Source organism: Polynucleobacter sp. es-GGE-1 (genome assembly GCF_018882005.1).
In the GTDB taxonomy this organism is placed as follows: Bacteria; Pseudomonadota; Gammaproteobacteria; order Burkholderiales; family Burkholderiaceae; genus Polynucleobacter.
This window is the reverse complement of record NZ_JACVPE010000014.1, coordinates 22,654-29,023: the sequence shown is the minus strand read 5'-3', so window position 1 is coordinate 29,023 and position 6,370 is coordinate 22,654. Positions and strand designations below refer to the sequence as shown.

Here is a 6,370-nt window from a genome sequence, read left to right as displayed (position 1 = left end):
AATTAGGAACTAGTATGAAACGAATTCTGCAAACTTTGATGGGCATCTGCCAAGTAACAGTATTGGTTACCGCCCTTGGCTTTAGTCTTAACGCCAATGCAAATGAAGGCGGTTTCCCATTGGATACCGCCCCTAACCGCGTTAGCAATAATGCGTCTTTGCAAAACGGTGCAAAGATATTTACTGCTAACTGCGTTGGTTGTCATTCTGCAGCAAGTATGCGCTACAACCGCTTACGCGATATTGGCTTGACTGATGAGCAAATTAAAGAGGGCTATATCTCAGGCGATACCAAAGTGGGTGATCTCATGGTCAGCGCTTTAAATCCAAAAGACGCAAAAGTTGCTTACGGTAAAGTTCCTCCCGATATGTCTGTTGAGGCTAGAGCTCGAGGTGCAGACTGGCTTTATACCTACTTCCGTACCTTCTATAAGGATGATAGCCGTCCTACCGGTTGGAATAATCTAGTTTATCCAAACGTAGGCATGCCGCATGTGCTTGCGTCCATGCAGGGCATTAGAGCTGCTAAATTTGAGGAGCGTAAAGATCCACATGACTCCGAAAAAGTAGAAAAGGTATTTGTAAGGTTTGATCAAATAAGCCCTGGTTCAATGACTAATGAGGAATTTGATAGCAATATGGGTGACTTAGTGTCGTTCCTCTCTTGGATGGCTGAGCCAGTCCAGTTGGAGCGTAAACGCCTCGGAATTTTCGTACTTATATTCCTAGCAATCTTTACTTTGCTGGCTTGGCGCCTGAATAAAGCCTATTGGAAAGATATTAAGTAGTAGACCCATCTGTAGCCTGCTAATTTCTTTGGGACTAATACAAGCGTTATATTTTAGGGTTAATCCTAGCTATATTCTGTATTAGTTAGGGCTAAAGTTTGAATGTCATAGTAGAGTTATTTTAGACCTGCGTCTGCTGCAAGAAGCACTAAAACCACCTTCGGGTGGTTTTTTATTTAACGAATAACATGATCTTGTATAAGTTGGGATAAGACCTAAAATATGGTACTACTTACTCAAATGAAATAATTAAACATCAAAGACCTTATTTAATTTTTAAGTTTATAGACTGAAATTTATGACAACAGTAAAACAAGTTATTGAACAAAAACCTAAGACTCTCTTTTTTGTAAGCTCTACTGACCCTGTAGAAAATGTCTTGATATTGATGCGTGATCATCGAGTAAGGGCTATCTTGGTTATCGATAATGGCAATTTAGTTGGGATCGTTTCACAAGGAGATTGCGCTATCAAAGTATTGCTTCCATATAACAATCCAAAACAAGTTCCTGTATCAAAAATAATGACGGCAAACCCGTTGACTATGACTCCTTCAAATTCATTAGAAGAATGTATGGCGATAATGGTTCATAAACATATAAGACATCTACCTGTTGTGGAGGCAAAAAAAGTAATTGGTGTCATTTCTATTGGAGATTTGGTTAAAAACATTATTGATAACCAAGGTGACCAGATTAAGTTTTTAGAGACTTATATTAAAGGCCATGGCGCATAGTTATAGAGCGATAGAAATCCTCAGGTCTGCTCGATTCGTCACGGGTCACCAGAAATCGAGCGTTGCTTAAAGTAACGCTTAAATTCATAAAAACACTTTGGAGCAACGAAGTGTTAGATGGGTGCTCCAAAATTCCTGAGGTTTTCAAAACCAAAGAGCGAGCTAGCACTTCTTTTAAATCCCTGAATTTGCTTACACATTTGCTTACACACCGACGCTGACCACCCGTAGAGCCCCTGTTTATATGGCTCTATTATGGGCTTCTACTCTCATAAGAAAGAAGCCCTAGGGGTCTTGTAACAAAGACCTCAATGATTTCATGAGCTTAGTGGTCGATTAGGTAGTTAAAATTGCTTACACACCGCTTACACACCGGAGCAAAAACCGAGGTGTGTAGTAAATGCGGTTTTAGTGTGGTTTTGCAGTAAAAAACACCAGCAGTAAGGTGTGTAGTAAATGTAACGATTTAGGTCCCATAGCTCAGTTGGTTAGAGCAGAGGACTCATAGCGAAAGTTGTGCCTTATGCGTGGAAACTGCATAAGGGATGGTGTCAAATTCGGAGAAAGCTAAATGTAGCCAAAAGCTGCACAAGCTAACGCCGAGCCAAGCTTAGTAGAAATACTTTGAACGTGTAGAGACTAGACGGCACCCATCTAAGTTGAGCAATCGATATGATGAAGGCATAGTCCAGGGAGTTGTGAAAGCAACACAAACCGGAATCCTTTGGTCCCAGGTTCAAGTCCTGGTGGGCCCACCAGAAATTAAAATACCAACCTTCGGGTTGGTATTTTTTTGTGTCAATAATGTGAGACTATCAAATTTATGAGTGAATCTGGGTTATCTATAAAGCAAGCAACATCAATTGATGGATCAATTGAGCCGCATGCTCCTATATTGCAAATGCCACCTTTAGGTCAGCTTGTATATAAGGTAACGTCAATCGATAACCTTTTGCGCTCAATAAGTGAGATGTATCTGCACTTCAATCGTTTGGATGCGTATTCTGATTTTGAAAAAGCCGATTTACATGATGGCGAGCAAACACATCAAGATAAGCCAATTAATTCGCAGGTTAATTTTGAGAAAAACCCAGAATTTACAGTTGCTCATTATTACAACCAATTTAGATCAAGAGCTTATGCATGTTGTTTTAGCTTGGAGAATTCTCCAAATTTATGGAAAAATTATGGTGCTCAAGGAGTCAAAGGAAAAGTTGGCATTGAATTTGATTTTTTTAAACTTAGGAGCTATCTAAATACAACGTTGCAATCAAATTCTGCTGCATTAATGGTTGGTGACGTGATTTGCAAACAAATATTTTCAATTAACTACGGCATTGTCAAATATGTTGATTGGTATCAACATCGGGAGGCGTTAGAAGTGCTTCCAAATCCAATAACCTATGTTTATCTCAAGGACCAAAAATATAGCGATGAGAAAGAATTAAGAATTTATTTATCAACCATTGGAATTGGGCACTTTGGAATGAAGGATGGTTCAATCATGGAGTTTCCTAAGGGCTTGATGTTTACATTTGATTTCCGTCAGGCCATAGAGCAAGGCGTTATTACTAGATTGCTTGTAGAGTCCTCAGAGGAGGCGCAGTCTCTATCTCTAGAATTAAACAAGCATCATATGAAAGTTATAGTTGCTCAACAAATTTAAAAAGGCTATAAATGATCGAAACTTTCATTTCCGGGGCAGTCAGTTTTATTAAATTGGCTCCACGGTACATTGTTGGGATAGGTCTGATAGCTGGATTTATGCTTTGGGCTGATTCACGCATCCTAGAAGAGCTGGGGTTATACGAGATTTCTATAGCATTCAAAAGTTACCTAGGATTTGCAATTGTTTTTAGTGGTGCCTTTTCCTTTGCCTATATTTTTTTAGCTATAAAGAATCTGATTATTGAGAATTATCAAAAGCGAGAATTTCGAAAGGCTATTGATAAAAGATTGGCAGCATTGACAGAAGATGAAAAGCAGATTCTTCGATATTATTTTGCAAAAAATACACGAGCCAACTCATTAAGAGTTGATGATGGCGTAGTACAAGGTCTTGTTGCAGCTAGAATAATTTACAGATCAGCCACTATTGGCAACATGGTTGATGGTTTCGCATTTAATATTACAGATTACGCGTGGGAACAAATTCACAAAAATCCCCAATTTTTAGAGGGAACCACTAATACATATCAAACACATAAAGTTTTATCCCCTTGGACTAGAATTTAGCTCCCAAGCGTTACTTTAAGTAACGCTCAACCTTCCAGTAATCTCCAATAATCCCCACACTTAGCCACAAGTTCTTTTGGCTAAATTGACCCCTTTTTTTTCTCCAATCAGGTTGCTCTAGCCTGGTGTCAGAAGCTAAAGTATGTGTATGGCAATTAAAAAAGAAAGTACACATCAACTCATACACCGTAACCTAACCCTCTATCAACGCGAGCATAGTGCCGTATGGCAATGTCGCTATAAGGTAGATAACAAGTGGATACGAGCAACTACTAAAGAGACCCAGCTTGACTTGGCAGTCAATAAAGCTAAAGAGCTATTGGTAGAGGCAGAAATACGTAAGCGCTCTGGCATTCCAGTGGTTACCAAACGTTTTAAAGATATCGCTATGCTAGCGATTGATCGTATGGAGCGAGACTTAAAAGGCGGCTTAGGTAAATCAATCTACAAAGACTACATCCGCATTATTAATGAACATTTCATCCCCAGTCTTGGGCAAAGGCTTATTACCAATATTGACTACGATGCCCTGCAGCAGTACTACGATGATCGTGAGGCTAGGTATGGCTTGGCAATATCGAATAGTAATCGTAAGACTCAAAATGCCGCTTTTAATAGAGTGTTTGATGAAGCTATTGTTCGGGGTTACTTAACGGAGAGTAATCGCCCCAAGTTAGATGGCAAGACTAAAGAGAGTGTGCGTCGCCCAGCATTTGAATTGCATGAGCTGAGAGCTTTATTAAAACTACTAGGCCCATACATAGAATCAGGAAGAACACGGGACGTACGTGAGCGCAGAGAAATTCTGCGTGACTATGTAGAGATGCTGGTAGATACAGGAGCAAGGCCAGGCATTGAGTTACTTGATATGAAATGGAAGCAAATCCGTTTCATGATGAACCCTATTAGTACTGTGACTGATCAATTAGATGAAGATGGTGAAGTCATTGAGGTACATAGCCTGAACCGAAGTTGTGAGATGACAGTTAAGGGTAAAACAGGGCAAAGACAGATTATTGGACGCTTACCCAGTATTAGAGTTTTAGAGCGTATTGCCTTGCGTAACTATGGAGTAGCTAGTTCTATTAAAGATCCTTTGGCAAAGTTGATTAAACCCACCAATGATGACTACATCTTCAGAACCAAAGAAGGTAGGGATTTAAGTGATGTCTTAAATAATATGTTTGATGGCTTCTTAGCAGACCATGGATTACTCATAGATCCCAAGACCAATCAAAAACGGGTGTTCTATAGCCTGCGCCATACCTATGCCACGTTAGCGCTTACTCACGATATGGTGCCTATTCATACGCTAGCTAAACAAATGGGTACTAGCGTCTTGATGATTGAGCGGCACTATAGTCACTTGCAAGTAATACAAGCTATTGAGCAATTACGCGGAGCTAATACTAGAAAGCTTATAGAAGCAGACAGTAAGGCGGCGGATAACTATCCAAGCAAGAAGCAGACTCAAAAACAGCAATTGGCTGCTTAGGATGGTTAAAGTGGACTTTTTATAAAGGTTCCCAAAAGGAACTTATGGCGCTATAATGGAACTATCTAATGGAGAATCATCATGTCTATTAACGTGAAATTATCAGAAAACCTCGTAGAGCAAGCCAGAGTGTTTGGAAGCGTGGAGCATCGCTCTGTGCCCAAGCAAATTGAGTATTGGTCTCAGATTGGCAAAATTGCCCAAGAAAATCCAGACTTACCGTTTTCGTTGATTCGGGAAATCTTAATCGCCGATCAAGAACCAGTCATCGGCGAATACGTTTTTAACTAATGCGTTTACTAGTTACGGCCACTTTTGTAAAGGCCACTAAAAAACTGCATGCCCCTCAAAAACGAGAGTTAGATTCTGCGTTAAAGTTGCTCTGTCAAAATCCCACTATTGGTGAAGCCAAGGTAGGAGATTTGTTGGGTGTATATGTCTATAAATTTAGACTATCACAGCAGCAATATTTACTAGCCTATCGAATTGTGGATCAAGAAAGTATCAAGCTACTAACATTTGGCCCGCATGAAAATTTCTATCGAGATTTAAAGCGTCAAGGTGAATAACTCCTCAGCCCCCCAAAGTCTTCCGTAAATAGGGATCAATATCCCCTTGAGTCAGTAGCCACTGTTTGTAGTCGCTAGGGCTTGTAAAAGCGTAAAACAAAACTCATGATTTTGAGGACTTTTTAGCAATCCGCTTATTGATCTCTTTCAGCATTGCTTCATCAGGCTCGCTCCAATTGGCACCCACTTGATTTGCCATATAGACAACCGCAGAAGCGAATTCTGGAACGGATAGGTCTGGTTTTCCGCCTTTTGCCGGCATCGCTCTTACGCCGTGATAACCATCAGAAGTAATGTGTGCTTGACCCTCTTTAATTAACTTACCCCATTGCTTTTTATTGCCCACCATAGGAGCCTTATTTAGACCAGAGGCATGACAGCTCGAGCAAACAGCTTTATAGGTATCTTCACCGCTGGCTAGGCTCAGTAGGCTAAAAAAAGATAAGCTGAGAAATAGAAAATATTTCATTTTTAAGACTCATAAAGTTGGTTAATGTGAAATTAATAAGAAATTTATCTAAATTAGTAAAGATCTTAGGATAGTTGA

General features: G+C 39.9%; 8 protein-coding genes. 7 read left to right on the top strand and 1 reads right to left on the bottom strand.

Annotation, left to right across the window (positions count from 1 at the left end; translation table 11 throughout):
- Positions 1-14 precede the first annotated feature (14 nt).
- The 7 genes from ICN35_RS11205 to ICN35_RS11175 all read left to right on the top strand — a co-directional run bounded on the left by ICN35_RS11205 (position 15) and on the right by ICN35_RS11175 (position 5,823).
- Positions 15-788, top strand: a complete 774-nt coding sequence (locus ICN35_RS11205) for a cytochrome c1 (RefSeq protein ID WP_216127666.1) — start codon at positions 15-17, stop codon at positions 786-788.
- 298 nt (positions 789-1,086) lie between these two features.
- Positions 1,087-1,524, top strand: a complete 438-nt coding sequence (locus tag ICN35_RS11200) for a CBS domain-containing protein (RefSeq protein WP_216127664.1) — start codon at positions 1,087-1,089, stop codon at positions 1,522-1,524.
- Between the two features lie 823 nt (positions 1,525-2,347).
- Positions 2,348-3,190: a hypothetical protein gene (locus ICN35_RS11195; protein WP_216127663.1), complete on the top strand. Its 843-nt coding sequence runs from the start codon at positions 2,348-2,350 to the stop codon at positions 3,188-3,190.
- Positions 3,191-3,201: 11 nt separating this feature from the next.
- Positions 3,202-3,759, top strand: a complete 558-nt coding sequence (locus ICN35_RS11190) for a super-infection exclusion protein B (RefSeq protein WP_216127661.1) — start codon at positions 3,202-3,204, stop codon at positions 3,757-3,759.
- Positions 3,760-3,907: 148 nt separating this feature from the next.
- Positions 3,908-5,254, top strand: coding sequence for a hypothetical protein (locus tag ICN35_RS11185; RefSeq protein ID WP_216127660.1), 1,347 nt, complete (start codon positions 3,908-3,910; stop codon positions 5,252-5,254).
- A gap of 81 nt (positions 5,255-5,335) precedes the next feature.
- Positions 5,336-5,545 carry a ParD-like family protein gene (locus tag ICN35_RS11180; RefSeq protein ID WP_216127659.1) on the top strand — a complete coding sequence of 70 codons (210 nt, stop codon included), beginning with the start codon at positions 5,336-5,338 and terminating at the stop codon, positions 5,543-5,545.
- Positions 5,545-5,823 carry a type II toxin-antitoxin system RelE/ParE family toxin gene (locus ICN35_RS11175; protein WP_216127657.1) on the top strand — a complete coding sequence of 93 codons (279 nt, stop codon included), beginning with the start codon at positions 5,545-5,547 and terminating at the stop codon, positions 5,821-5,823. Before ICN35_RS11180 ends, ICN35_RS11175 begins: the two co-directional genes overlap by 1 nt.
- A 103-nt stretch (positions 5,824-5,926) precedes the next feature.
- Here ICN35_RS11175 and ICN35_RS11170 read toward each other — a convergent pair whose 3' ends face one another.
- Positions 5,927-6,292, bottom strand: a complete 366-nt coding sequence (locus ICN35_RS11170; RefSeq protein WP_216127655.1) for a cytochrome c5 family protein — start codon at positions 6,290-6,292, stop codon at positions 5,927-5,929.
- Between the last annotated feature and the right edge of the window lie 78 nt (positions 6,293-6,370).